General features: G+C 61.3%; 14 protein-coding genes and 4 pseudogenes. All 18 read right to left on the minus strand.

Translation table 11 applies throughout. The features are described 5' to 3' along the window. Positions 1–193 (minus strand): annotated as a pseudogene (locus EN850_RS32645) (IS5/IS1182 family transposase); the annotation flags it as partial. A 335-nt stretch (positions 194–528) separates the two neighbouring features. After that, positions 529–771 (minus strand): DUF2274 domain-containing protein, encoded by a 243-nt coding sequence (locus EN850_RS32650; protein WP_024502859.1) that lies wholly within the window; start codon positions 769–771, stop codon positions 529–531. Between the two features lie 12 nt (positions 772–783). Then, complete coding sequence (locus EN850_RS32655) at positions 784–1,998, minus strand: TrbI/VirB10 family protein (RefSeq protein ID WP_063169228.1); 1,215 nt, start codon at positions 1,996–1,998, stop codon at positions 784–786. Next, positions 1,995–3,020, minus strand: a complete 1,026-nt coding sequence (gene trbG, locus EN850_RS32660; protein WP_164548809.1) for a P-type conjugative transfer protein TrbG — start codon at positions 3,018–3,020, stop codon at positions 1,995–1,997. The genes EN850_RS32655 and trbG overlap by 4 nt, the downstream gene beginning before the upstream one ends. 1 nt (position 3,021) lies before the next feature. Next, positions 3,022–3,753, minus strand: coding sequence for a conjugal transfer protein TrbF (gene trbF, locus EN850_RS32665; protein ID WP_063169230.1), 732 nt, complete (start codon positions 3,751–3,753; stop codon positions 3,022–3,024). Then, complete coding sequence (trbL, locus tag EN850_RS32670; protein WP_127311891.1) at positions 3,754–5,076, minus strand: P-type conjugative transfer protein TrbL; 1,323 nt, start codon at positions 5,074–5,076, stop codon at positions 3,754–3,756. 33 nt (positions 5,077–5,109) lie between these two features. Then, positions 5,110–5,835, minus strand: coding sequence for a P-type conjugative transfer protein TrbJ (gene trbJ / locus EN850_RS32675; protein WP_024502854.1), 726 nt, complete (start codon positions 5,833–5,835; stop codon positions 5,110–5,112). Beyond that, entirely contained in the window at positions 5,832–8,282 is a 2,451-nt protein-coding gene (gene trbE / locus EN850_RS32680; RefSeq protein ID WP_063169232.1) for a conjugal transfer protein TrbE, read from the minus strand. Before trbE ends, trbJ begins: the two co-directional genes overlap by 4 nt. Further along, complete coding sequence (locus tag EN850_RS32685; RefSeq protein ID WP_024502852.1) at positions 8,276–8,548, minus strand: VirB3 family type IV secretion system protein; 273 nt, start codon at positions 8,546–8,548, stop codon at positions 8,276–8,278. The genes trbE and EN850_RS32685 overlap by 7 nt, the downstream gene beginning before the upstream one ends. Further along, positions 8,548–8,856 (minus strand): TrbC/VirB2 family protein, encoded by a 309-nt coding sequence (locus EN850_RS32690; protein ID WP_024502851.1) that lies wholly within the window; start codon positions 8,854–8,856, stop codon positions 8,548–8,550. The genes EN850_RS32685 and EN850_RS32690 overlap by 1 nt, the downstream gene beginning before the upstream one ends. A 12-nt stretch (positions 8,857–8,868) precedes the next feature. Continuing rightward, on the minus strand, positions 8,869–9,837 hold the full coding sequence (gene trbB, locus EN850_RS32695) for a P-type conjugative transfer ATPase TrbB (RefSeq protein ID WP_024502850.1): 969 nt from the start codon (positions 9,835–9,837) through the stop codon (positions 8,869–8,871). After that, positions 9,834–10,247, minus strand: coding sequence for a CopG family transcriptional regulator (locus tag EN850_RS32700; protein ID WP_127309135.1), 414 nt, complete (start codon positions 10,245–10,247; stop codon positions 9,834–9,836). The genes trbB and EN850_RS32700 overlap by 4 nt, the downstream gene beginning before the upstream one ends. A gap of 116 nt (positions 10,248–10,363) precedes the next feature. Continuing rightward, entirely contained in the window at positions 10,364–12,388 is a 2,025-nt protein-coding gene (locus EN850_RS32705; protein ID WP_063169233.1) for a conjugal transfer protein TraG, read from the minus strand. 219 nt (positions 12,389–12,607) lie between these two features. Then, positions 12,608–16,072: a Ulp1 family isopeptidase gene (locus EN850_RS32710; protein ID WP_063169234.1), complete on the minus strand. Its 3,465-nt coding sequence runs from the start codon at positions 16,070–16,072 to the stop codon at positions 12,608–12,610. A gap of 833 nt (positions 16,073–16,905) precedes the next feature. Beyond that, positions 16,906–19,212 carry a S9 family peptidase gene (locus EN850_RS32715; protein ID WP_063169235.1) on the minus strand — a complete coding sequence of 769 codons (2,307 nt, stop codon included), beginning with the start codon at positions 19,210–19,212 and terminating at the stop codon, positions 16,906–16,908. 667 nt (positions 19,213–19,879) lie between these two features. Then, positions 19,880–20,111, minus strand: a pseudogene (locus EN850_RS37500) (IS5/IS1182 family transposase); the annotation flags it as partial. Between the two features lie 86 nt (positions 20,112–20,197). After that, positions 20,198–21,242, minus strand: a pseudogene (gene fni / locus EN850_RS32725) (type 2 isopentenyl-diphosphate Delta-isomerase). A gap of 88 nt (positions 21,243–21,330) precedes the next feature. Continuing rightward, positions 21,331–22,224 (minus strand): annotated as a pseudogene (locus EN850_RS32730) (hypothetical protein); the annotation flags it as partial. Positions 22,225–22,628 lie beyond the last annotated feature (404 nt).

The following is a 22,628-nucleotide window of genomic DNA, read 5'->3' on the forward strand; positions in this document are numbered from 1 at the left end:
CCATCAGCCGGGTCGGCAGCGGCGGCATGCCGGGGCCGTCCGAATAGACGGCGCCGAAACGCTCCTCCAGCACCGGCCAGTCGATCGCCTGCGCCAGCCGCACCAGCTCGTGCTTCATGTTGATGATTTGGTCGAGCCGGGAGCGGAACAGGTCCTGCTCTCCCGTCTCGCGCTTCTCGCGTGGCCTGGACATTCGCTGTCCCCTCGATTCGCCGCCGCCGAACCGAGTGAATCACGCTCCGCGCCACAAGGGAATCGCAAAACCGAATTGCAGGAAAACAGCGTCCAAATACCGCTAATCCTGCAATTCCAAAGCCGCTATCCGCCTCAATCAACAGGCCAGATCAATGGCTTGCGGATAGTTCACGGCCGACCAAATCGAAAATGCAAACTTAGGCTGTTGCGCGGTATCTCCTTCCACATCATCTCTTGCGCATACCTGCATTCCAAGGTGTTTGATCCTATGCTTCGCGAGGAGCAGGTAGGTCGCGACAGCTAGGCAATGTTCCAGCTGCCCTAGCGGAGGAGTCACGATTTTCCGGCAAGCTCCGTCGGCAGACGTTCCTTTCTGGCCTTGGCAAAGGCTCGGTCGCCTTCCAGAAACGCCGCCAGCATGAAAGGGATGAGTTCTGCCACGGTTTCAGACTGACCATAGGTCTGACGGTAAAGTGCAGCATACTCCTTGAGTGTTTGGCTCAGCTCCGCGCTGACGGTAATGGTGATCTTCGAAGCTGTTCGGTCCGGAAGTTTTCCAAGTTTCAGGTCAGCCATGATAACTCCTGCTCAACTGGCGTATGGCCGCAGCACGATGTCCTTGTGCACGATGACGCGCAGTGGCCAACCTGGGCGGACGACGATGGTGGGCTGGATATTGAGGTTTTTTTCGGTGATGCGCTGGCCGGCTCGACTGGCGTTCTGCTGGGCTGATTCCCGGATCGCCTTGACCAGATCGCTCTCGTTTTCGCCGAGGCTGAATTCTGTGCCGACACCGAGCAATGTGGCAAGCGCCACTCCCTTGATCATCTGCCAAGTGTGGAAATCGACTTCGTCTTCCAGCCCTGCGTAGCCGGCGGTGTCGCTCGCGGGCAGATTGTCGATTTCGGCCGACGAGCCGTCGGGCAGCAGAATGCGCTGCCAGACCAGCAGCGCTCGCTTTTGCCCGAACGCGACGACGCTGTCGTAGACGCCGATAAGACGTGAGCCCTGCGGAATCAGCAATATGTTGCCCGTGACCGTGTCGTGCACATTTTCGGTGACTTGCGCGACGACAAGGCCCGGCAAATCGGAATTGATGCCGGTGATCAGGCTGGCGGCAATCACGCTGCCAGCCATCAGTTGATATGGCGAGATCGGCGTCTGCAGCGCATGCGGATTGTAGATCCCGCCAGTGCTCCGCTGGCTGAGAAAATCAAGCTTTCGCTGCTGATTGTTCTGGTCGCCTTCCGCCGCCGCCACCGAGGCTGACGCGCGTCCTGCTTCGGATTGGGGAAGCGCCTCAAATGGATGCTGAGCAGTTTGCACGCTCTCTCCGACATCTGTCTTTTGAGCTCGATTTTCGACGCGGAAAAGCACCCGCGATTCACGCGCTTCGATCGCCTGCTGCGCTAGACGCTGCTCCTCGGCCGAGATGTCTTGGCCCGGCACGATGCCGAGCTGGCGCTGCCGCTCGAGGATGGGGCGGCCGAGGTCGCCCGGCAAAGGTAGCCCAAGGACGGGAGGCTTCGGCTTCATGCCGGAATAGTCATGGGGAAGCGTATCGAGCCCCTCGGCGGTTGGTTTGCGCTCAGTGTTGTAGAGATCTTCCGCCTGATCCCTGATGCGAAGGGCCGGCCCCTGGAGGGCGATCATGGTAACGCCGAAGACAGCGCCGGATCCGAGCGCTGCGATCGCGATGATCACACCGCGCCTGAACCGCACCACGCGGCGGGGAGAGGCCCGAAGCTGCAGTTCCTCGGGATCCAGTTTCGGCGGGATGCCAGAGCGGGAATTTTCGATCATGAGTCCTCACCTCGCCGGCTGCCGCGAAAGAGCGAGATCCGCCGTTGCGGTTGCCTGCCGTCAATCCTGCTGATGCGGATCACCTGCTGCCGCTTGGTGCCGAGGCGAAGTTCGGCCGCGGCGAAGAGCCGATCGACGATGTAATAGTTGCCGCGCACGCGATAGTTGACGAGCTCGCTGCTCCCATCTGCGCCGACGATGAAGAGTGGTGGCGCCTCGCCCTGATCTATGCGACGAGGGAACTCAATATAGACCTTGCTGCCGTCGTCGAAGGCTCGCGTCGGTCTCCAGGGCGGTGTGTCGCCACTGATTGAGTAGCGAAAGCGAAGGTTTTCGAGCGCGATATTCGACGCGACCGGTGTAACTGCCTCGGCTTGAGCATTGCGCTGGCGAAGCGCGATGATCTGGTCTTGGCTGTAGGTCCAGGAGATTGCCGCCATTGCGGTCTTCTCGGTGCTTTGAAGCTGCAAATGATAGGTCCGCCGGTCCGTCGTAATGACGACATTGGTGGCAAGACCCGGCGCGAAGGGTTTTACCAGAACATGGGTGCGCTGATTGTCACCGGTGCCGCTTGCGGTATCGCCAATGACCCAGCGCACGGTGTCGCCAGCCGACACGGCGGTTAGTTTCTCGCCCGGCTGCAGAGCGATGTCGGTCACGCGCTCCGGCGCGGCATAGAGTTGATAAAGCGCGCCATCGGTGAAGGGGTAGACTTGCACGGCATTAACATACCCGTACTTGGTGGGTTGCTGGGTCGCGGCTTTGTTGGCATCAGCGACGCGTTCTTCAGGGGGGCGCTTGTCCTCGGCCTTGCCGGGCTCGGGCTGCATTTGGCCAGGCAGCGGCAGTGGTTTTGGCACCTCGACAATTCTAATCGGCCTCTCCGGCGCCTTTTCGATCGCGGCCGGTTTGAAGTCGGCAGCGTCATAGGAAATCTCAGGCGGCGGCACCTTCTTCGATGCACAAGCGGAAACGACCGCTGCCGACACCGATAGGATCAGCACGGCACGAATCGGTGACATTTTACCTTTCATTGGTGGACTCCGTCGGAGAAAGGGGGGTTGGGACGGCGCTGTCGAGCTCGCGTGACCAGTCAATGGCATTGATGAAGACGCCGAGCGGATTCTTGCGCAGCTGATCCGTATTGCTTGGCGAGCGAATCACGATCGTGAGGATCGCAGTCCAGCGCATCGTGCTGGCAAGGCTTCCGCGCTCAAACACCTGCTCGGTCCATTTGACCTGGAATGAACTTTCGGAGGCTCTGACCACGCTGGTGACCTGTACCGAAACACTGCGCGTTCCGATCTGACCGAAGGGGTCGTTCGCCTTGGCGTATTCGTTGAGGAAGAGCGCTGCGCGATCGCTAGCAAAGTCGTACGCTGCCAACCAGTTCTGCCGTACCAAAACCGGATCGGTGGAAACGGAACGGACATTCTGGATGAAGCGGCCGAGATGCCAGGCGATCTGAGCATCCGAGGGCTCATAATTCCGGATCGCCGGCGCGACGGCGCGCGTCTCGCCGAAGCCATCGACCTCGACGACATAAGGCACGACACGGCTTTGCATCGACTGCCATACGAGTCCGCCGGAAAGCCCGGTCGCCAAGGCCAGGCAGCCAAGGGCCATGATCCGCCAGTTCCTGGCCTGCAGTCGAGATGAGCCGATGCGCTCGTCCCACAGCTGGGCGGCTTTTTGATACGGCGTGACCGGTTCGGGTGTTTTGCCGTAACGGTGCACGGGTCGCTTGAAGAGCATCTAGTCATCCTTGTCGTTGAGAGAGGGGTTGGCGCTGCCTCCCGGCCGGTCTCCGTCTCGGACAGCTTGCATGGCAGCGTGGCGATTTGCACGGGCGGTCTGTTCAGAACGTAGGCGCCTTGCCCACGTCGGCGCCGAAACAGTGGCCGAACCGGCAGAGCGTTCGGTCATTGGCGCTGTCGGCGTGCCGCCGGTCGCGGTCCACGCGGCATCGCGCCCGGCATCGGCGTTGCGCCCAACACTTGCAGTGGCGGATCGCGCTATGCGTATAGCGGCGCCGCCAGCTGCACTGGTTACACCATGCATTCCAGCAGCCACACCGGAGAGGCCAGCGTCGGGCGAGGTTGCGCGCCCGATCTGCCATGACGTGGAAGCAGCCGATCCCATTGTTGTGCCGGCTCGGATGGCGGCGACACCGCCGCTGGTTGCCATACGCGCGCCAGCAAATGCTGTGCCTCCAGCAACGAGTGATACACCCGCTGCCGCCGCGGTCGTGCCGAGGGCGGCGCCCGCCCCAAGCTGCGGTGCGCCTGAGACAAGACCCGACGCGATCCCCGGCCCAAAAATGCCAAGGCCAAGCAATGCCAGTGCGCCCAGTACCTGGGACATGGCACCGGCAAGATCCGGCTCCTTGCCTTGCAATGCGGAAGCGAACTCCCCGAAGAGCGTGGAGCCGATACCGACAATGACGGCGAGCACCATCACCTTGATGCCTGACGAGATAACATGGCCGAGCACGCGTTCGGCCAGGAACGCTGAACGGTTCCAAAGTGCGAATGGAACCAAAACAAAACCTGCCAGCGTGGTGAGCTTGAACTCAAGGATGGTGATGAAAAGCTGGATGGAAAGGATGAAGAAGGCGATGATGACCAGGAACCAGGCCATCAGCAGCACGAAGATGGTCAGTGCGTTGCCGAAGATTTCCGGGAAGCCCAGGAGCTGACTGGCTTGGTCAAGCATTGGCCAAGCACCTTCGAAACCGGTCGCGGCAATGCGGCCCGGGCGCAAGAGATTGTCTGCCGACAGATTGCCGGCCGACGCCTTAATCCCGAGACCGGCAAAAGAACGATAAACGATATCGGCGAGGTTCTTGAAATTGTTCAGAATGAAGGCGAAGACGCCAACATAGAGCACCTTGCGGACAAGCCGGCCGAGAACGCTGGTTTCGTCGCCGAGCGCCCACGCCAGGCCGGCAAGTGTGATGTCAATGCCGATCAGAATGGTAGTGAGGAAGGCGAGGTCGCCCGATAGCAGACCGAACCCGCTGTCGATGTAGCGGATGAAGGTCTCCATGAAGCGATCGATGACGCCAAGGTCGTTCATGCCGCTGCCTTTCTCGTCGTGATGAACTCGTGATTAATTGCCGGGATAAGCCGAGCCGGTACCCAAGAATCGCTTCGTCATCTCGCGGGCGGCTTCGTCTGACTGGGCCTTGCGGGCGGCATCCTCGGCCTCAGCTCGAAACTGCGTTGCGAGCAGCGTCTGGATCTGCATCTGCTGTTTTGTCGAAAGCGCCATCAGCTGGTTGGTGGCCTGGCTTGCCTGAAGCGCACCGGCCGCCCCTTGGCTGCGGTTGACGAGATCGGCGAGCAGATCGCCGTCGGCGCGGACGTTCTCGACGATTTGCGACTGGACACCCATGGTCTGGCGGAACGCCTGCATGGCGGTTTGCCAACGCTCCCGCGCAGCACTCGCCACATCGCTGACTTTGATCGTGGCGTCGTAGCTTTCCGGATATTGGCTGCGCCACTGGTCTTGAAGCTTGCCCAGATCAAAGCTGAGGCCACTCGCCTGGTCCATCAAGCCGTCGATGCGATGGAGCGAACCGGTGAGTTGGCCAACGGAAGAGAAATCCAGACGCTGAAGATTGCGCGCCATGTTCTGCAGCATGGTCGCCTGATTCTGCAGCGACTGGATCTGGTTGTTGATCTGCTCCAATGCGCGCGCGGCCGTCAGCACGTTCTGCGCATAATTGGACGGATCGAACACGATAAGGGCGTAGGCGGGCTGCACATAGTCGGCCATAGGCTTGGCGATCAGGGAAACGGTGATCAGGCCGGAGAGAAGGCGTCGCCGCATCATGAGAATTGCTCCTTGTCTGGTTGAGGGAATTGCTTGAGAAGTTCGCCGGCCCAATCGAGGCCGCGCGCGATCAGGAACTGCGAGGCAAAGCTGCCTTGCCCGTCTTCGGACATGATCCTGTCGATCAGAGTCTGCGTGGCCGGATCGGAAGCACCGCAAAGCGCAAGAGCGATGGGGCCAAGCTCGAGCTCGAACAGACGGTTGCCGCGGCGCGATTGCAGATAATACTGACGCTTCGGCGTGGCGCGGGCGATCAATTCGATCTGCCGCTCGCTTAAACCGAAGCGCTCGTAGGCTGTGCGCGCCTGGGGTTCCACGGCACGATCATTGGGAAGGAAAATGCGCTGCGGGCAGCTTTCGATGATTGCCGGCGCTATGCCAGAGCCCGCGATATCAGCCAGCGACTGCGTAGCGAAGACAACCGACACGTTCTTCTTTCGCAGCACCTTCAGCCATTCGCGGATGCGGGCGGCGAACAGCGGATTGTCGAGATAGACCCACGCCTCGTCGAGCATGATCAGCGTGGGCCGTCCGTCGAACCGTTCCTCAAGTCGCTGGAACAGATAGGTAAGCACCGGCAGCAAAGCGCTTTGGCTGTGCATTAACTCCTCGGTCTCGAAACACTGCACATCCGACAAGGCCAGCCCATCATGATCGGCATCGAGCAGGCGGCCGAAGGGACCGTCGAGCGTGTAGGGCATCAATGCGGTCTTCAGCGCATTGGATTGAAGCAGGACCGAAAGACCGGTCAGTGTGCGTTCCTGCGCCGGCGCGGTGGCAAGGCTGGCCAGCGCTGACCAAATAGCCTCCTTCACCTCCGGCGTGACGGTGACGTTCTCGTGGGCAACAAGGCTGGCGATCCATTCGGCCGCCCAGCTTCGGCTAGCCTGGTCGTTGATGCTGCGCAGTGGCTGAAAGGCAAGGGAACCGTCCGCTCCTAGCGCGTGGTGTTCTCCACCCATGGCAAGTGTTGCAGCACGGGCCGAATTGCCTTTGTCGAAGACATAAACCTGGGCGCCGGCGTAGCGCCTGAACTGCAGAGCAATCAGAGCAAGCAGAACCGACTTGCCGGCGCCGGTCGGACCAACAACCAGCATGTGGCCGACATCTTCGACGTGGGTGGAAAGCCGAAACGGTGTCGACCCACTGGTCTCGGCAACGAAAAGCGGTGGCGCTTCGGTTTGGGTGACTTTCGCGAGATGCTCGTTTGTCGCAGGACCGGCCCAAACCGACGACAGCGGCATGAGATGGGCAAGGTTCAATGTATGAACGAGCGGTTGGCGAACGTTAGCGTAGACATGGCCAGGCAATGAGCCGAGCCAAGCCTCGACCGCATTGACGCCTTCTCGGATCGTGGTGAAGCCGAGCCCATTGATGATGCGCTCGACCGCGCGAAGCTTCTCTGCAGCGGCTTGGCGATCCTCGCCCCACACCGTCACGGTGGTGGTGAGATAGCCGAAACTCACATGATCACCGCCCAATGCCTGAAGGGCTTCGTCGGCATCGAGCGCCTTGTTGTCGGCATCGCTATCGACAAGCGGGACCGGCTCGTTGGTAATGACCTCGCGTAGGATTGCCACGATCGATTTGCGCTTGGCAAACCACTGCCGGCGCAATCGCGTCAGCGTCTTCGTGGCTTCCGTTTTCTCGAGCGGAATGAAGCGCGTCATCCAGCGATAGGCGAAATCCTGATGATTGAGGGTATCGAGGATTCCGGGCCGGGTGAGGTTCGGAAAGCCGAGGATGGTCAGTGTGCGAAGATGCTGCTCACCCAGCATCGGCTCCAGGCCACCGGTAAGCGGCGCATCGACCAGGATTGCATCCAGATATATCGGCGTTTCCGGGGCCATGATAGGATGGCGACGAGGCGAAATCGTGCCGTGGAGGTAGGTCAACGTCTGAGCATCATCGAGGACGCGTACTTCGGACATGAAACCCGAGAAGAGATCGAGCACGCGGTTGGTCTCGTCACGGAACCTCGCCAGATCCTGGCGCCAGTCTCTTTCTCCTCGGGAATAATGAGAGTCGACGAGCGTGCTTTCTGCGCGCGCCTGGGCGTCCGGCGGTGGCATAAACACCAAGGTCAGATGATAGCGGCTCTCGTAGTGCGCTACCTTCCCCTCGAAAGCAGCGCGGCGTTCTTCGTCGACCAGCCACGACGCGGCGTCAGGAAAATGCGAGTTCGGATAGCCCAGCGCTTCTGTGCGCTCGGCCTCAAAGAACAATGCCCAGCCAGAGCCAAGGCGTCTGAGAGCATTGTTCGCCCGGGCGCAAATGCCGACGAGTTCAGCCTCCGTCGCACTTTCGAGATCCGGGCCGCGGAACCGCAACGTCCGCTGAAAGCTGCCGTCCTTGTTGAGCACGATGCCGGGCGCCACCAAGGCAGCCCAGGGTAGATGGTCGGCAAGCCGGTCGGCTTTGCTTCGATATTCCGAAAGGTTCAGCATGCAAGCCACCCCTTCAGACGTAGGTGGCGCACAAGCACGCTGGCGAAGTCCGGATCGCGTCTTGCGGCAAACACCGCTAACGAGTGGCCTGCGATCCAAAGCACCAGACCAGCAATCCATTGCTGCAAGCCGAAGCCAATGGCCGCGGCCACTGTACCGTTGAGGATCGCCACCGCGCGCGGAGCCCCGCCGAGCAGGATCGGCTCGGTCAGCGCCCGGTGGACCGGTACTGCGAAGCCCTCGATATGCTGCTCCCCGGCGGCCATCAGACGAGCGCCCCACCACCGAAGGAGAAGAAGGAGAGGAAGAAGCTCGATGCCGCGAAGGCGATCGACAGACCGAAGACGATCTGAATCAGGCGCCGAAAACCACCGGCGGTGTCGCCGAAGGCAAGCGTCAGGCCGGTGGTGATAATGATGATCACCGCAACGATCTTGGCGACCGGTCCCTGCACGGACTCCAGGATCTGCTGCAGCGGCTGCTCCCACGGCATGCCGGAGCCGGCGGCATAAACCGGGGCCGTGATAAGAAACGCGAGCGCTGTGGACGAAAGAAAGCGAAGCTTCTTGCGCATGAGGAAGGCCTTTCAAAGCTGCTGGAGTTGCGAAAGCGTGAGCGGGGCAACGGCGTAATCGCCGCTGCCGTCGAGACCGGTGACCTCGGCGATTGCGTCGATGTGGCGCGACGAGCCGCGTCCCGCTATGAAGACGATCAGATCTATCGCCTCAGCGATGAGCCGGCGGGGAACGGTGACCACCGCTTCCTGGGCGAGTTGCTCAATGCGATAGAGAGCCGAGCGCGCGGAATTGGCGTGTACGGTAGCGATGCCGCCTGGGTGCCCGGTGTTCCATGCCTTCAGCATGTCGAGCGCTTCCGCGCCCCTCACCTCGCCCACGATGATGCGGTCCGGCCTGAGCCTCAGCGTCGAGCGCACGAGATCGGCAAGGGTGACCGAGCCCCGCCTTGTTCTCAGGGCAACGCAGTCCCTGGCCGCGCACTGCAGTTCGCGTGTGTCCTCGATCAGGATCACCCGATCGTCGCATTCGGCGACTTCAGCCAGCAGAGCGTTGGCGAGTGTTGTCTTCCCCGAGGAAGTGCCGCCGGCGATCAGCATGTTGCGCCGCTCGCGGACGGCCTTTTTCAGCGCATCGGCCTGCAGCGGCAGCATGATGCGTTCGGCAACATAGTCGGCCAGGGTGTAGACTTTCGCGGCGGGCTTGCGGATGGCAAAACATGGCGCCAACACCACAGGTGGCAGCAGGCCTTCGAAGCGTTCGCCAGACGGCAATTCGGCACTGACGATCGGGTTGTCGGCGTGCGCCTCGGCGCGCACGTGCGAAGCAACCAGGCGGATGATACGTTCTGCCTCGGACGGGTGCATGTGAACGTCGGTATCGACCCGACCTTCGCCTAACCGGTCGAGTCGCAGCGCGCCGTCGGGATTGACCATCACCTCGATGACGGACGGATCGGCCAGGGCTTCGGTGATTGCCGGACCCATGGCGGTGCGCAGCATGACACGCCGCCGGTGGTCGGCCTCGGGATGAGAGCTCATCCTTCCCCTCCCCCACCATTGTCTTTGCTAAGCGACTTTTTGCCGGAAGCGATGTGGCGGCCGACCTTCTCAACGAATTTCTCGAAACGCTCTTGGGCAATAGCCTGCGTTGCCCGATCCGGGACCGGCGTGTGGGCGTGAAGGGTGATCGAAAAGCGGATGAAGAGCGCCAGGCTCTCCAGGATCACCTCGGAATCGCGCCTGACGTGGGCAAGATCGCGGGAGAGCCGGTCAAGCCTTACGCCGTAGCGCCGATCGAACTCGCTCTCGCCACGCCGCTCGATGAACGCCTCGATCGCCTTCCCCACGATCGCTGATTTGGTCGTTGACGGATCGCGACTGAGGTTGTCCAGTTTCTCGCTGAGCTCCGGCTCAAGCAGAAACTGATGGCGAATGCGGTGCGGCTTCATGCGGATCGTTCCGACGGCCCGGCGTTGCGCCGGCGACGGGAGAAGCATCGGCCAGACGCTCAAAATTGCTTATGGCCGTTATCTACGCTGAGGTGCGCTCTGCAACTCAGCGGACTTCAGAAGCCGGGAATGACATCGTCGCCCCTGCCCTCGTTGATACCGTAGACGCGGGCCGCAGTGGAAATCCGATCCATGACACGCTTGTCCGCGAGCGCTTCGCTGTCATCGTCTGCGGGCTTGTACAGATCGGCCTGATCGGGCTCTTGAGAGACAACAACGTCTTCTTCGGGCAGGCTTGGATGGCGTTGCTGCTGAACGCCTCCCTCGTCTTCAACTGGCGCGTCGGCGCTTTCCTCGTCCGCAGCAAGTCGGCTATCGACGCTGCACACTTGTCCAGTCCAGCCGTCCGGGCGTGATGCAGGGCAGTCCGCATAGGGTCCGTCGTGCAGCACCGGCGCAGGCAGCACCCGATCTGTGAAATTCTGATCCTGATAATAGCGCAGCTTCTTGGCGCGGATCGGCGGCAACCCAGAAACCAGGACCAATTCGTCTGACGGCGGCAATTGCATCACCTCGCCTGGCGTCAGGAGCGGGCGCGCGGTTTCCTGGCGGCTCACCATGACATGTGAAAGCCAGGGCGCAAGCCGATGGCCCGCATAGTTGCGCATCGACCTAAGTTCGGTTGCGGTGCCGAGGGCATCCGAGATGCGCTTGGCCGTGCGTTCGTCATTGGAGGAAAAGGCAATTCGCACGTGGCAATTGTCGAGAATAGCATTGTTCTCGCCATAGGCCTTTGAAACCTGGTTCAAAGATTGTGCGATCAGATAGGAGCGAATGCCATAACCTGCCATGAAGGCGAGCGCCGTTTCGAAGAAGTCGAGGCGACCGAGCGCCGGAAACTCGTCCAGCATCATGAGCAGCTGATGCTTACGGCTCTTCTTCGGGTCCCCCTCCAGACGCTCCGTCAACCGCCTGCCGATCTGGTTCAAGATCAGTCGCACAAAAGGCTTGGTGCGCGAGATATCCGAAGGCGGCACGACCAGATAGAGCGACAGCGGTCGCTCTCCATCCACTAGGTCAGCGATGCGCCAGTCGCAGGACGAAGTGGCCGCCGCGACCGTTGGATCACGATAAAGCCCGAGAAAGGACATGGCGGTCGAGAGGACGCCTGAGCGCTCGTTTTCCGACTTGTTCAGGAGTTCGCGAGCCGCCGAGGCCACTACGGGATGGACCTGAGGGTTATGCCCCGTCCCGAGATGGTTTGTCGTCATCATCCGCCGTAGCGTTGCGGCAAACGAGCGTTGCGGGTCCGACAGGAAGGTGGCGACGCGGGCCAGCGTCTTGTCCTCTTCAGCGTAGAGCACGTGCAAAATGGCGCCAACTAGGAGTGAATGGCTGGTCTTCTCCCAGTGGTTCCGTCGCTCCAGCGCGCCCTCGGGATCGACGAGGATGTCGGCGATGTTTTGAACGTCCCGGATCTCATCTGGGCCTTTGCGCACCTCCAGCAGCGGGTTGTAGCGTGCCGATCTCGGGTCGGTCGGATTGAACAGAAGGCAGTACGAGAATTTCGACCGCCAGCCGGAGGTCAACTGCCAATTTTCGCCTTTTATATCATGAATGATGGCAGACCCGGTCCAGGAAAGTAGCGTTGGAACAACCAGCCCCACGCCCTTGCCCGAACGCGTCGGCGCAAATGCCATGACGTGCTCCGGGCCGTCATGGCGCAGATAGCGATCGTTCAGCCTACCGAGGAAAACGCCCGCCGGCCGTAACAACCCTGCCGTCTCGACCTCATGAGTCGTGGCCCACCGTGAAGACCCATAGGTCGTAACCGACCCGCGCTGTCGCGCGCGCAAAAGCGAGCCAGCGATTGCGGCGGCACAACCCAGGAATCCGCTGGCGCCTGCAAGCGTACCGGCTTTGTCGAAGACCTCCGGCGCATAAGCATCGAAGTGGAACCACCATTCAAACAGCTTCCACGGCTTGTAGATTGGCCAGCCGGCGAAGAGAAACCATGGTGCGCCGAGAGGCGTCTGGTAGGTCAGCATTTGAGCGCACCATTGGGTTGCCGTCCATACGCCGATAATGACAATTGCGCACACAACGGCGATCTGCCCGATCAGTAGCTTCGTAGGTGTCATCGGCTTGGCCCGCTGAACAACGCGACCTAGCATCGCGCGGCGCAGCCGGGACAGGAATGTTCCTCACATACGATTTGGGAGCAATGAACGACTTCCTACGTATGCAGGTCGGTCAGCACGCGTGTTGCGCCTTCACGCGACACCATCCGCCACTCCATCCTTTCCATTCACCCTGAGGCCCGGCGCCGCCGACAGTTGCGTGACCGCTCCTCCGCAAAGTTATCTTCTGCGTTCAGGGAGCCACGGCGCCTGGGCTGGCTGATGAACACCGTCCGCTCGCGCATGTGGGGTCGAATTGATTTGTGCCCAAGTGGAGGCAGGCTCGTCTTCCAACAGTTGCCGCAGTTCCCCTGGCTCGAACGCCATCATCGGTGGGGAAGCGGGTTCATCCTCCAACAGTTGCCGCAGTTCCCCTGGCTCGAACGCCATCATCGGTGGGGAAGCGGGTTCATCCTCCAACAGCTGCCGCAGTTCCCCTGGCTCGAACGCCATCATTGGTGGGGAGGCAGGCTCGTCCTCCAACAGTTGCCGCAGTTCCCCTGGCTCGAACGCCATCATTGGTGGGGAGGCAGGTTCGTCCTCCAACAGTTGCCGCAGTTCCCCTGGCTCGAACGCCATCATTGGTGGGGAGGCAGGCTCGTCTTCCAACAGTTGCCGCAGTTCCCCTGGCTCGAATGCCATCATCGGTGGGGAGGCGGGTTCATCCTCCAGCAGCTGCCGCGGCTCTTCCTCGTGCGGCAAGCGCCTCCTTAGCCGGTCTTGCAGCGCCTGCCGATCGGCAACGAGGTTGTCGAGGGGCAGCGGCTCGTGGTCTGGCCGCTGCCCTTTCACCAATCGTTCAACCAGCGCCCACGTGCCCTCCAGGACAAATACGCCGCAATCATAATGGTTCGTCTGTCTGGCCATGGGGGCTGGCGCCAAGGTGGCATTCAGCAGTCCTGCGAGCTGTTTTGCAGGCACGTCGTTATATCCCTCTCGCTGGAGGGAGTCGTAGTGATAGGCGAACCGCCTTTCCGGGTCGCGGCGATCAACGAGCAGCAGCGACCAATGGGTGCCGGGGCTAGTAGCCGTGCCATTATTCACTGGCAAGAACAGGAAGTCGGCTGTGGCGTTGTTTTGATTATAGATGGACTGCAATATGCCTCGAGCGTCTTGCGGCGACGTGTGTCGCAGTAGATGGGATACGGAAGGATCCACCAGCCGAGTCCGGGCAGCGAGCGCCGGATTGATCCCCTGCAGTTGCCCCTCCAGCAAATTGTAATCTCTCTGGATATGGGCGTCGCTCAGCCATTCGGCGGCGCCGAGCACCCGCCCCGTTGCAACGTTGGACGGGGCTGTCGGATCGAGCGCCCCGATCTGAGCCCCAGAGGAACTGGTAGTCAGTGTGGTCACATCAACCAGTGGAAGGCCGCGGTAGGTGCCTGGCAGCCTAGCGGTTGCTGGCGAGGCGGGTTGGGGAGCTCTTGCCGGTGCCGCTGGCCCAGCTTCAGCAGCGGCCCCAACGCGCCTGGTGACTGCGTCTGCCGGATGAGCAGAAAGGACAGTTTCGCGCCCGAGCACAATGCGCGGCAGGATATCCCGGAGGTGAGCCAATGCAGAACTGATACTTAGCCTATTACCATAGGAGACAGCCTTGAAGCTCTCAACATCTTTATCCAGCGATTTGTCGTGAATCCGAGCCGCAATCCCAAGCTTGTTATTTTGACGCAGGTACTGACTAAAATGTCTAAGAAAATTTGTATAGCCGCCCACGGTATCTGGATTCCGTCCGGTCGCAGGCGCTGCCAGGTACTCCTTGGTCGAAGCGGCTCTGTAATTTCTAATGAGCTCGGCATCGTCAGGATAGGGGATCACGACAGGGCGAGCCATAATCGGGGCTCCGCCTGTCGACTTCTTGAGGTAACGCAGTGCGCCAGCCACGGTGGAGGAACCACCCGTACTCTCGTACTCCTTGAGATCCTGATCCAGCGACGAATGGTAAAGCCGAGCAGCAAACCCTGGCTTGTTGTTTTGAAGGAGCCACCGACTAAAGCCGAAAAGAGAATTTACATTGTAAGTGACCGTGTTCGCTTTGGCCTTACCCGCGTGGAATGCTGCCCTCAGCCCTTCGATAGCGGTCGCATCGTTGGAATAGACAGGACGCTTGTCGGCACCGTCGGGGACTACAATTGGACGATCCGGCTGCACTGTCGAGGGCATCGACCCACCACCTCCGGGATGCGGTGCTGGGGTGGATTCGTGCTCATCCCTCTGCCTGACGAGCTGCGCCTCACATTCCGGTGTAGCCACCTCATGAGGATCCTGCATCGGTTCGATCCCCTCCATCTCCTGCTGCAACCAAGCCAAAGCTTGGCGAGCGGCCTGCGCGGCTTCATCAACCGCGGAGGATGTCTCCACACCTCTGGCGGACGCCGGCAGAGCCTGCTCCGCCCGCCGTCGAAAGAGCTCTGGCGAGGCGGATTTCTCCGCCCACAATCTGGGCTGCGTAGCGAGTCCCCGTCCAGATTTATGTGGCACCGCCTCGCTTGGCAGCGGGCTGCTCCTGTCCCGTGCAGCTACCAGCTCCTCCGGGGCGCCCTGGTCGCCGTGGCGCCAGTTCAAGTGAGGGACGGCCTCTCCAAAGTCGGGCGCTTGGTGTTGGTGCGCGGTTGGGGCGAGAGACAATGGTAGATCGGTGCCCTCCTTATAACCTACCGGCAGGAGCTCCTCTGGCCAATCGAATCCCTGCTGTGGTGCGGTATGCTGAGCAGCGTCGCCACGGGGACGAGCCTCCATGCTGACCGCGTTTTCCAGATGATTCCCGAGTATAACGCGCGGCGGGTTCTTGCGGAGATAAACCAGCGCAGATTCGATCGGAGCTCCACCATTAGAGGAGGCGGCCTTGTAGCTCTCAACATCTTTATCCAGCGATTTATCGTAAATGCGACCCGCAATTCCGAGCTTGTCATTTTGACGTAGGTAATGACTGAAATGGTTAAGAGCAGTTGCGTAGCCGCTCGCGGATCTGAAATGTCTGGTGAGCGCGGCGTCGTCAGGATGGGGGTTCAGGACAGCGCGACCCACAATCGGGCCGGCTCCGCCCATCGACTTCATCAATTGACGCAGTGCGCCAGCCACGGTGGAGGAACCACCCCTACTCTCGTACTCCTCGAGATCCTGGCTCAGCGACGGATGGTAAAGCCGAGCAGCAAGCCCTGGCTTGTTGTTTTGAAAGAGCCAACGACTAAAGCCGAAAAGAGAATTTGTGCTGCGAGTGACCGTGTCCGGCCTGGCTTTACCCGCAAGGAGTGCTGACTTCAGCCCTTCGATGGCGGTGGCATCGTTGGAATAAACAGGACGCTTGTCGGCACCGTCGGGGACCACAATTGGACGATCCGGCTGCACTGTCGAGGGCATCGACCCGTCGAGATGCGGTGCTGGGGTGTATTCGTGCTCGTCCCCCTGCATCACAAGTTGCGCCTCCCGTTCCGATGTACCCACCTGATCGGTGGGGAGTTGCATCATCACGCGAGCGCCTGAGTTGCCAACCTCACCTGGTTGCCGCTCAGTGACAGCATGCTGCAGATTGCTTTGGATCCTCTGCCTCTTCGTTGGTCTCAACTCACCTTTACCATGCGAGCCATTGACGAGGACCTCCTCGCCTAGCGCACCCATCAACTCGTCCGCCGCCTGCAGTTCGCCCAAGTGCTGCTCAAAACCGGCTTGGCCGGCCTGTCCGCTTGCTCGTGCGGTACGGCGTGCTGCACCTGCAGCCAAGCTGCCACGATGAATGTCTAGTTTGTACGGGTGCACGCTATCCTCACTTCCACAGATCACATGAGCAACCTACTCAGGCAAGCTTTCGAGAGGCTGACGAGGTCCGCCGCCGCGGAAGGCGAAGGCTGGTTTTCTGCTCAGCGGTTGACGGCCTCGCGTGTTGCGGCCGCGCCGGGTATCACGCCAATCAATCTGAATAGTCGATGCGTCAAACGAACCAGGATGGGATTTTCGTAGCGGGGCTGCTCTACTCACTCTTGTCCTGAGGGCAGAATTCAACCATATCGCCGAGCAACTGGATGCCGATTGGATACCCGATCCGGAAAGCTTCAGCTCATATGTGACGCGAGGATGAGAATCGTGGCAGCTCCAGACCGACGGGCTGCCACCCACAGCGGCGATGACCGACGAGGGTCTTCTATTGCCAAGGCAATCGTCCGTTCGGGGACCTATGTGTTCCAATGCTCGTCGAGCGGATCGGTGGGCCGCACCGCCGTAGCGTTACGGCGAGCGGAAGCGGCGTTGGGTGCGGCTTTTCCCCTGAACGCTTCACACCAGGCTGATAGGGGATCTTGCAATCGCACACACGCGGTCTGCAGGCGTGCCTATCAAGCAGTTTGCTCAGACCAACGTCGCGGCGAGCCGATCCTCAATACGCAGCGCAAGTCCTAGACTCCACGATCGTCCTTCGGTGCAGATTTGCTCGCGCCTCGCCCTGATTACAGCTGATAAGGCGAGCTAACAATTGCAAGAGCCACAAGCTATTCCAGCTCGATCGGTTTGGTGTTCCAGTCGGGCGGGGTCTGACCGAGAATGTTGCGAACGAAGAAGTCTAGGAGTTTGCGCTCGGTGTAGGTGCCTAGAGTATGGTGATTGGCACCAGGAACGTAGACCATGTCAAAATCTTTTCCTGCCTTGATGAGTCGATCGGCAAGCTGGAACGAGCAAAACGGATCGACATTATCATCCATTTCGCCGACCGCGATCATCAGCTTGCCCTGCAGCCTGTGAGCATTGTCAACGGCGGAGGATTGCGAATATTCAATGCCGACCGGCCACCCCATCCAAAGTTCGTTCCACCAGGTCTTGTCTATCCTGTTGTCGAAGCAGCCGTTTTTGGCGACGGCGACCTTGTAGAAATCGGGGTGAAAGAGCAGCGCGCTGACTGCACTCTGGCCGCCGGCGGATGCGCCAAAAATGCCGACGTTGGATATGTCGTACCATGGATATTGCGCGGCCGCCGCCTTGTGCCACAGAATGCGATCGGGAAATCCTGCGTCCTTCAGATTCTTCCAAGCAACATCATGGAAGGCGCGGGAGCGGTTGTTGGTGCCCATGCCGTCGATCTGAGCAACGACGAAGCCCAGCTGCGTGAGCGGCTCTGTCCACCGCGAGAAGGATTTTGGGACGAAGGAGCCGTGGGGTCCAGCATAGATATTCTCCACAACCGGGTATTTCTTCGTCGGGTCGAAGTTGGCTGGCAGGTGGAGCACGCCCCAGATGTCAGTTTTGCCGTCGCGCCCCTTGGAATGGAAACTGAGCGGCGGCTGCCAGCCTGCGGCGACGAGCTCAGAAATGTCGGCCGTCTCGATCTGCTGGAGCTTGGCATTGTCGCTGGCGCGGTAGAGTGCCATGCGCGGGGGCAGATCGATGCGTGACCAGAGATCGACATAATAGCGCCTGTCAGGCGAGAACTCGATATGGTGGTTGGCCGGTTCGGGCGTCAGTGCAGTCAGTCCCTTGCCGTCAAAGCCGATGCGGTAAGCATGGACCCAATAGGGGTCCTCCTGCGAGTTCATCCCGCTCGCCTCGAACCAGATCTGACGCTTGACCGGATCGACATGGTTGACCCTCCGGACGACCCACTCACCTCGCGTGATCTGGTTTTCGAGCGCGCCTGTCCGGCCGTTGAAAAGATACAAATGCTCATACCCGTCGCGCTCTGATGCCCAGATGATCTCCTTCCCGTCATCGACATCGTAACGGAAGATTTTTCCGGCATCCTCCTGGCCATGCCCCAGCGGCAAATAATCAACGAATGTCTCGCTGGTCTCATCGATCAGGGAGCGCCCGCGGCCCGAGGCGGCGTCTACCTCGACCAGGCGATAGAGCTGATGCCCGCGCTGGTTATATTCGAAAGTGAAGCCGCGGCTGTCCGCCCACCACCGGAGAGGGGAAAGTTCGAAGACGTTCGAGAAGAGGGCACCGTCAATCACGATCTGGCGCCGGCCGGCAATGTCGAACAGGACTGGCTGGGGCAGCGGAAGGACATCGCCCGGCCTGGGATAGAATTTTGTTGAATATTCCCGCTCCAACTGGTCCGTCGAAGAATTGAGGTAGCGGACCTCTCGCCTATAGCCGGGGCGAACAAGGTAAGCGGCGAGGTGGCGCGAGTCCGGCGACCAGCTCAGCGTCGAAAAGACGTAGCAATTGCCTTCGGCTCCGTCCCGGCTCAGAGGAACATCCTGCAATCCGTCCTCGCTGCGCAGGAAAACGTTGCAGTTCTTGATATAGGCGATCCATTTGCCGTCGGGCGACGCGTTGCTCTTGTCGGGGTTGTTCTCCGCTGGCGGCGTGTAGCGGTGGCTGAGCTCCCTACGGTCCCCTTTCCTTGCATCGAATGTGGTGCTGGTACAGTCATAGCTTGCAAGGTCGCAGCTCCACCGGGTGTCTTCAATCTGGAAGTCGAGCCTGCGACCATCCTCACTCAGTTCGAAACGGTCGAACGGAAGATTGCCGGCTTGATAGCTCTCATGGCTCACCTTGTTTAGCGCTGCCGCCAGACGCGCCTGATCGAAAGCGGGCCGCTTGAAACCCGTGGCAGCATCGACCTGCATGAACTGCTGCTCGCCGTGGCTAGTCCGGCGGTAGACGAAGGCTTCACCCCCGGTCAGCCAGAAAGGCATTTTGGGGACATTGACAGTGAGCCCGCCATATCGATCGTTGATCGTAAGTGCGCGCTTGAAATCGGCCGGCGCTAGCGTCGGGTGTAAACTTTTCGAACCCTTGGCCAGCGTCTGAGTTGCCGATCGCCATGCGGCGCGCGTCAAAGCGCCGATCCTGGACATACCTGTTCACTTCTTTCGGTTTTCGGAATGCTAATTTTGAAGTTGGGTTCTCGTCGCCGGTCTGCAGCAGCGCCGAAGCGTCGCCTTGGAGGAGAGCCAGCACGCGGGTGCAGCCAGGCACGCGCAACAGGGGCGCTCCTTGGACATCCAGGCACTGGTTCGGGTGCCGATTGAAGAGTTGGCGTCCGCCGCCGAAACAACCAGGAAAGAGCGTCCATGCAGCCCTGACGCGACTATTTCCCCGCGAGTATGGCCGCTTGCTTTTCTGCATCATCTGAAAGGTCCTGCTCTAGTCGGGCCGGATGTCACCCCGGCAGAAATCATTGTGCTATTTCGACAATCTCCGAGCGATTGCCGCCGGCCCATGACGAGGTTTACCGATAGGGCGCAATATGCGTGCCAAAGGAAAAGCGGTTTAAATACACGGCAATCCGCCTATGTCGCATCCCCAACATCGTCGCACACCGGACAATGCCGGACGAAATTGTCCCGGGGCGTCAAATTGGTTTGATGGTGACCCAAGGAGTTCTGGCTTTATCTGAGGCGTTCGGCCTTTTTCGAAAGCCGGACTCTTCGCGCGTTTCCGACGGCCCGAAGCGCCTGATCAAAGCTGACGGCATTCCCGGGTCTTGGCCTTGCCACAGCAGCACCTGCTGCATCAATTCCGACGGACGCTGTAGAACACCTGCAACACACGGCCCGCAGCAATTTCTCCGGCGCAACGCTGGGGCGACCGCCTTTGGCACTGCAGGCGTACATGCCGGAAAGGATGCCGTCTAGCCGCACCAGCGCTCCATTGATCATCAGCCGGTGCGGGCACCAGGATGACCGGCTGGAACGAAATCTTCCAACCGCTTCATCGTGAACAGCTGCTCCATGAACACATCGCTCCCGTCAATCGAGCCGTCTCGCCAGGGGGATCAATAGTCTGTCTTTGGCGTAGGTATTTCAGCAGCCTGCTGTTAGCGTGCGGACGACGCCGACATCAACCGGCGGACAAATGCGACGAGGGCAACAAGCGCGCCTGACGCAACGCCGCCAGATCAGCCGAGCCCGTGCAGAAGCAGGCGACGGCCAACTGGCGGATGACGATCTCGAAATGCGCGACAACGGCCCCGGTGGACACTGTCGCCGCGCCCAGCACGCTGGCCGCCTGCCCGGCGATGTCCGCGCCCAGGCGGATGGCCTTGGCCACGTCGACGCCATCGCGGATCCCGCCCGACGCGATCAGCTTCACCGTTGGCAGCGCCCGACGCACCGCCTGCACGCTGGTCAGGGTGGAATCCCCCAATCGGCGAATGACATCGCCACTGCACGGTCGGCGGCATTGCGGGCGCGCTCGCCCTCCACTGCGGCCCAACTGGTGCCGCCGGCGCCGGCGACATCGATTACCGCCACGCCCGCCTCGACGAGCGCACAGGCACCGAGGCGGACAGGCCCGCCCCCACTTCCTTGGCCACCATCGGCACGCCCACGATGCGCGCGGCGCCAGCGATCAGCGCCAGGACGCCGCGCCAGTTCGCGGTCGCCCTCCGGCTGTACCGCTTCCTGCAGCGGATTGAGATGGACGATGAGCCCATCGGCCTCCAGCGCGTCCACCGCGCGACGCGCCAGGTCCAGGCCGTCGGCCTCCCGCAGTTGCGCGGCGCCGATATTGGCCAGCAAGGGAATGTCTGGCGCCAGGCGGCGCAGCGCGCGCGTTAGCCCCTGGGAGTTGCGGGATTGCAGGCTCACACGCTGCGAACCGCACATGGCGATCCCCAAGGCTTGCGCTGCCTCGCTCAAATGCCGGTTGATGGCCTCGGCCCGTGGCATGCCGCCGGCCATAGAGCTGATCAGCAGCGGCGCGCGCATAGCCTTGCCCAGCAGCGAGGCGCGCAGGTCGATCTGCGTCAGGTCCAACTCGGGCAGTGCGCAGTGTTCGAAATGGATGTACTCCCAGCCAGCGGCCACCGTGGCCGGCGCCGTTCGCCGATCCAGCACGATGTCCAGATGTTCGTCCTTCCCCGGCTCAGGGCGGTGTCGCTCATGCTCGCTCCATCCGTAGCAGCGGGCGACGGCGTTGCGTCGGATCGAACCGACGGCAGCGCGCCCAAGCCGCCGCCTCCGGCGCGTCCAGGCCGACGCACGCTGGCCTCCCCCTGCAGCGTCGCTGCGATAGCGGCTGGTCGAAGTCTGGTAGTACTGCGCGCGGATCGCCGCCATCGCCTCGATCAACGGTCCCCACGGCGCGGGAAAGCATTCTTCCGCCATCACCCGGTGCAGCATGCGCGTATGGCCGGCCAACTCGTCGTTGAGGAACTCAACCACAGGCATAGCCGGATAGCGCTGCAGAAGCAGGATCGCCGCGTTATCGCCGGCCGACCTGTCCTTGTCGCGTCCATGCAGATCGTTCTGCAGGCGCCCTATCACTGAGATGAGCCGCAGGACCTGGCGAAACGCTGGACGCGCGCGCAAGGTCGCCATGTCCAGCCCCCACAGCAGCGACAGGCAACAGAACACGGTCCCGTAAGCGATCGAATCGATGCCGTTGTGCAGGTACTCGGCGTAAGACCAGCGTCGCGCCCCTGCCGCCTGCGCGTGTCCGGCGCGCAGCGCCGCGCAGTAGCACCGGGTATAGTCGAGAAGCCGAGCATAGTCGTGACGATCGTAAGCGAGCGCAGCCAGCGAAGCGCGCAGCTGAGCGCAGCCCTCGAATCCGGAGAGCACGCACGGTACGCCGTGCCCCAGCGCCTGCTCCAGGGCGGCGAGCTGCTCCGGCGCGATCAGGCCAACGTCGTTGCAATCGTCTAGCCAGAACAGCAGCGCCAGTTCGCGATAGAACGCCACGATCAGCGTTTCGTCCTGCGGATCGCGGCCGGTGCGGGCGCTGGTGTCGCGCAGGCTCGGGTGAATGCGTTGCAGGATATACTGGCCGCCCCTTACCGCTTCCTCAGCATGCTCATCCGCGAAACCGGTCAGGGCACGCCCCCACTCAAGCACCTGCTGCAGCGCGCGTTCGGTCTGGATCATGGCGCCGCCCCTGCTCCCTCGGCTACGACGCGCCGCCCACAACGAAGCGCCAGCCACAACCCGGCGAGACCGCATCTCCGCGCCATAACGGCGATCGCGAAGTTATCGATCCGATTGCCAGTTGCTGATGCAAGCTCTTGTGAACGGCCGTTAGGACCGGCCCGCAGCCACGCCGGCAGTATCGAGCAATCCGCTTGCGCCGGCTCGCCATAGCAGGCGAGGACGGCAAGGTCGCCGGCGGCAAACGCACGCGAGCACATTGCAAGCGACATCCGCGAACGCGGCGCCGACTGGTCAGCCTCCGCCTCGGTGCCCGCATATGTCCGCGAGTCGAGCAGCGCCTTCGCCACGAAATGAGCAGAACGCCTTACGAGCATCGACCGCCGGCTGCTGCGCATGCGCGA

It is taken from the genome of Mesorhizobium sp. M8A.F.Ca.ET.207.01.1.1, assembly GCF_004794715.1.
GTDB lineage: Bacteria > Pseudomonadota > Alphaproteobacteria > Rhizobiales > Rhizobiaceae > Mesorhizobium.

Excerpts from the sequence above, each read along its gene's own strand:
- trbE (WP_063169232.1), bottom strand. The coding sequence starts at position 8,282 with ATGCTGAACCTTTCGGAATATCGAAGCAAAGCCGACCGGCTTGCCGAC.
- trbG (WP_164548809.1), bottom strand. The coding sequence starts at position 3,020 with ATGTCACCGATTCGTGCCGTGCTGATCCTATCGGTGTCGGCAGCGGTC.
- trbF (WP_063169230.1), bottom strand. The coding sequence starts at position 3,753 with ATGCTCTTCAAGCGACCCGTGCACCGTTACGGCAAAACACCCGAACCG.
- EN850_RS32715 (WP_063169235.1), bottom strand. The coding sequence starts at position 19,212 with ATGTCCAGGATCGGCGCTTTGACGCGCGCCGCATGGCGATCGGCAACT.
- EN850_RS32685 (WP_024502852.1), bottom strand. The coding sequence starts at position 8,548 with ATGGCCGCCGGGGAGCAGCATATCGAGGGCTTCGCAGTACCGGTCCAC.
- trbJ (WP_024502854.1), bottom strand. The coding sequence starts at position 5,835 with ATGATGCGGCGACGCCTTCTCTCCGGCCTGATCACCGTTTCCCTGATC.
- EN850_RS32650 (WP_024502859.1), bottom strand. The coding sequence starts at position 771 with ATGGCTGACCTGAAACTTGGAAAACTTCCGGACCGAACAGCTTCGAAG.
- EN850_RS32690 (WP_024502851.1), bottom strand. The coding sequence starts at position 8,856 with ATGCGCAAGAAGCTTCGCTTTCTTTCGTCCACAGCGCTCGCGTTTCTT.
- trbL (WP_127311891.1), bottom strand. The coding sequence starts at position 5,076 with ATGAACGACCTTGGCGTCATCGATCGCTTCATGGAGACCTTCATCCGC.
- EN850_RS32655 (WP_063169228.1), bottom strand. The coding sequence starts at position 1,998 with ATGATCGAAAATTCCCGCTCTGGCATCCCGCCGAAACTGGATCCCGAG.
- EN850_RS32705 (WP_063169233.1), bottom strand. The coding sequence starts at position 12,388 with ATGACACCTACGAAGCTACTGATCGGGCAGATCGCCGTTGTGTGCGCA.
- trbB (WP_024502850.1), bottom strand. The coding sequence starts at position 9,837 with ATGAGCTCTCATCCCGAGGCCGACCACCGGCGGCGTGTCATGCTGCGC.
- EN850_RS32700 (WP_127309135.1), bottom strand. The coding sequence starts at position 10,247 with ATGAAGCCGCACCGCATTCGCCATCAGTTTCTGCTTGAGCCGGAGCTC.